This window comes from Kosmotoga sp., assembly GCF_982836095.1.
Genome location: NZ_CEYIHJ010000027.1, coordinates 1 through 4,381, shown reverse-complemented (window position 1 = coordinate 4,381; position 4,381 = coordinate 1). Strand labels below are relative to the sequence as shown.

General features: G+C 41.6%; 4 protein-coding genes. 3 read left to right on the top strand and 1 reads right to left on the bottom strand.

Annotated features, from left to right (window positions below):
• Positions 1 to 245 (bottom strand): OB-fold nucleic acid binding domain-containing protein (locus tag AC3LHT_RS03265; protein WP_488661971.1); only part of this gene is annotated, 245 nt, incomplete at its 3' end.
• 98 nt (positions 246 to 343) lie between these two features.
• On the opposite strand from AC3LHT_RS03265, the gene AC3LHT_RS03260 reads away from it, so the two are divergent.
• The 3 genes from AC3LHT_RS03260 to ruvB form a co-directional block, all read left to right on the top strand.
• Complete coding sequence (locus AC3LHT_RS03260) at positions 344 to 2,101, top strand: hypothetical protein (RefSeq protein WP_488661970.1); 1,758 nt, start codon at positions 344 to 346, stop codon at positions 2,099 to 2,101.
• A 92-nt stretch (positions 2,102 to 2,193) separates the two neighbouring features.
• Positions 2,194 to 3,492, top strand: a complete 1,299-nt coding sequence (gene asnS, locus AC3LHT_RS03255; protein WP_290646554.1) for an asparagine--tRNA ligase — start codon at positions 2,194 to 2,196, stop codon at positions 3,490 to 3,492.
• Between the two features lie 9 nt (positions 3,493 to 3,501).
• Positions 3,502 to 4,381, top strand: an 880-nt coding sequence (ruvB, locus tag AC3LHT_RS03250; protein WP_488661969.1) for a Holliday junction branch migration DNA helicase RuvB, incomplete at its 3' end; no start/stop codon positions are given.

Here is a 4,381-nt window from a genome sequence, read left to right as displayed (position 1 = left end):
GGCCTTTTAACTACTTTCCCCTTTACAGAAACCACATATTCTGGTGACAATGTGAGTGCTTTTTTGTAAAGGTCATCTAATTCCGGGTCAAAAACCACCTGCGTAAAACCGTATCTATCGCGAAGCAAAATAAACTTAATGCCTCCGAGATCCCTTATGCGATCTACCCAACCGTTTAGCACAACCTCTTTTCCGGCATCTTCTTTTCTGAGTTCGCCACAATTATGCGTTCTCTTTTCCAACACAAACACCTCCTGCTGTTAAATATTACCATGTAACTCAAATTGTGTGGGAATTTTGTGATAGAATTTTATCGTTAAGTAGTTTTAAGGGAGGTGAATGTATGAAAAGGATGATGAAAGGATTGTTGTTAGGGCTTTTGTTGCTTTTCACGGTTCAGATTTTGGCTGTGGTGCAGTATGAAGACGTTTCTCCGGGACACTGGGCTTACGGTGACATAGTTAATTTAACAGAACTCGGGATTCTCAGTGGTATCAAGGTTGATGGTAAGCTGTACTACAAAGGGGCAGATCCATTGAATAGATATCAGACAGCTGTTCTCATTGGAAAGTTGTTGAAATACATCGACGAAAACTATCAAAAAATCGGCGTAGAAACCGCCACGAACATTCCCGAAGGACTTACGGAAACTTTAAACAGGCTTGAAATGGCTATAAAAGATGATGCAGGGAATATCATTCAGCTAAGCGAAATTCTTGAGATCATCAAGGAGCTTCAATCGAAAGTCGCAACGCTTGAAAACAAACGGCTTGAAGAAAGCGTTCCGCTTCCACAGACCGCTGTGCAGGATATTCTGAACAAGATTAAAACAATTTCTGAGAACATTTCCTATGTTAGATCTGACATAAATTCTTTAAGTGCGAGTTCCACAGCTTTTGAAAGTGGATTAATGAAAGTAACTTCAAGGCTTGGCTCTGTCGAGAAGGGAATTCTCGGGTTGAATGAAAAACTCGGTTCTCTCGAAAACCTCGTTTCCGGGCAGGGTGCATCATTGAAAACACTTGGCGAAAACTTAAGAGTCGCAAAAGAGGAGTTGGACGTTCTATCAAGCGATGTCGATGCATTAAGAGCAAGGTTATCTTCTTTTGAAGCCAGTGAAGCAGATTTTGCATCGGATTTTGAAACTTTCAAATCCGGTATTGTCAGTGATCTTGATAAACTCATGACGAAAGTTGGAACTCTCGAAGATAACATCACTGCTTATGTAACAAGAGATTATGTGGATAGTGAAGTACAAAAAATGGGTGAAAACATAAAAGCCTATGTTGACAACAAATTTGAGGGTGTTGCAACAAAAGACGATTTGAATGCAATTGAGTTGAACCTTTCTGATTTGATTACGAGATCTGATTTGAGCAGTGCATTGAAGTTGTATGTCGGTATTGATGAACTGACTAAGACAAAAGAAGATTTCATATCAAAGAATAATGAGCTCGTTTCTGAAATAAACAGCGTTAAGAACGACCTGAACACCCGATACGATGAATTATCAAAGAGTGTAAACATTCTTGATAACAAATTTGATTCTTTTAAGTCAATTAAAGACGATGTCTCTGGCTTGCAGATCAACTATTCAAAGGTATCTGCCGATTTGCTGAATTTGAAGAGCAACTTCGATGCCTTAAAAGCAAATTATGATGAGTTCAGCGTCTCAAGCGGCGAGAGGCTTAATTCACTGGAAAGCAAAAATGCTGAAATTGAAGAAGCTCTTAACGATCTGGAAAGTAACTTAACAGATAAGCTGGGAGAAAATTTCAGCTATTTTGAAAACCTCATGACAGATGTTGCAAACCTTCAAGACAAGTTAGGAGCCGTCGAAATCGCGCTCTCTGACGTAAAAACCGTTGTTGAAAATGACCATGCAACCCTTACAAAGACTGCCAGCGATACCGAAGTTTTGAATGAAGAAGTTTCGGCAATTAAATCGAAGGTAACAAATCTTGAATCGGAATTGCTCAATGTTCCTACAAAGGAAAGCGTACAACGTGCCAACGACAACGCCGTAATGGCGATTTATGTTGGGACCGCTGGCATTATTCTTGGCATTGTAGGTGTTGTCCTGTATTTTGTAAAGCCATAATTCATTGAATAAGTAAAGAAACCCGGGGTTTCTGCTCCGGGTTTCTTTTTTTGATATAATCGACTAGAAGATAAGAAGCTGGAGGTGGCCAAATGGACTGGATTTACATAGCTCAATTGAGAAAACACGTTGGTGAAGACGTCGAAGTAAGAGGATGGTTACGCAGAAAAAGATCAAGTGGCAAAATACATTTTCTTTCTTTGAGAGATGGAACCGGGTTTGTGCAGGGAATCGTGGAAAAATCCTCTGTTCCCGAGGAACTCTTTAACATAGCCAAAAAGTTAAAAATGGAATCGAGCATCATCGTCAGAGGTACTGTGAAGCGTGAAGAGCGCGCTCCTGGTGGTGTTGAGCTTTTAGTAAAGGATATTGAAGTGATATCCATTCCAAATAAAGAATTCCCCATTAATAAGCCCGATCACGGCATTGATTTCCTTATGGACCACAGGCACTTATGGTTACGTACCCAAAGGCAATTTCATATATTGAGGGTAAGACATGAGATTATAAAGTCAATAAGGGAATTCTACAACGAGAGAGGCTTCGTGCTTGTCGATACACCGATTTTCACAGGTTCTATTGGCGAAAGTGCTGGTAACCTCTTTGAACTCGATTATTTTGATTACGGGAAAGCATACTTAGCTCAGACCGGGCAGCTGTACCTCGAAGCGGCCTGTATGGCTCTTGGAAAAGTTTACAACCTTGGGCCAACATTCCGGGCTGAAAAATCAAAGACACGAAGGCACCTTATTGAATTCTGGATGAATGAAGCTGAAGTTGCTTATTATCAGCATGAAGATAATATCAAATTACAGGAAGAACTCGTTTCCTATGTGGTAAGAAAAATCCTTGAAAATGCGGAAGATCATCTCAGGGCTTTGAAAAGAGACACTAAAAGGCTTGAAAAAATTGTCCCTCCTTTTCCGCGAATCACTTACACAGATGCGATCAAGCTCTTGCAGAAAAAAGGATTTAGTACATCATGGGGCGACGACATCGGTGGAGATGAAGAAACGGCTATTGCAGAAGAATTTGACAAACCTGTTGTTGTGGAGAAATATCCCAGAAAAATGAAGGCTTTTTATATGCAGCCTGATCCGGAAAACCCCGATGTTGTGTTGTGTGATGATATGCTCGCGCCGGAAGGCTACGGGGAAATTATAGGCGCTTCTGAAAGAATCTGGCAAAAGGAAGTGTTAGTTGAGAGGATTAAAGAATTCGGTCTCGACCTGAATACATACGACTGGTATTTAGACCTGCGGGAATTTGGCACAGTTCCTCACAGCGGCTTTGGCATGGGTGTTGAACGCGTTGTCGCGTGGATATGTGGTCTTGAGCATGTAAGAGAGGCAATTCCTTTTGCAAGAACTCTTTACAGGATTCATCCTTAGGTGAGTGCTATGGAACTTGACAATGAACGCTTTTTGTCTCCGGGTGAATTGAAAGAGGACTTTGTAATAAAAAGTCTTCGTCCGACTTCTCTTGAAGAATATATTGGTCAAAAAAACGTAAAAGAAAGACTTCAAATAGCCATAGAAGCTGCTCGTGTTAGGCGGGAGCCTTTAGATCATGTGTTGCTTGCAGGTCCACCGGGTCTTGGCAAAACCACACTATCGCATATAATAGCAAACGAAATGGGCACTAACATTTACATTACCAGCGGTCCGGTTATTGAAAAGCAGGGTGATCTCGCGGCTATTCTAACCGGCCTTGAGCATGGAGATGTGCTTTTCATCGACGAGATACACAGGCTGGGCCGAGCGATCGAAGAAATACTCTATTCCGCTATGGAAGATTTCCAGTTGGATATTATGATAGGCAAAGGGCCCAGTGCACGTTCTATCAGGCTAGACATAAACCCTTTTACCCTTGTTGGGGCTACAACAAGGTCTGGTTTAATTGGCGCTCCCCTGCGTAACAGGTTTGGCATGGTTCTTGAAATGGAGTTTTACCAAATATTGGAGCTTGAAGAGATCATAGAAAGATCAGCAAAGTTACTCGATGTGGGAATCGAAGGCAAAGCTACAAAGCTCCTCGCTATGCGATCCAGAGGAACTCCAAGGATTGCAAATCGCTTGTTGAGACGGGTAAGAGATTTTGCTACTGTTGATGGTTCTAACAAAATAACTGTGGAAATGGTTACCAGGGCAATGGAAGTTATGGGCATTGACGCAGAAGGTCTGGATGAAATGGACAGGAAAATTCTTCGTATCTTAATTGAAAATTACGGTGGCGGGCCAGCAGGCCTAAAAGCCATTGCAGCATCTGTTGGTGTTGAGC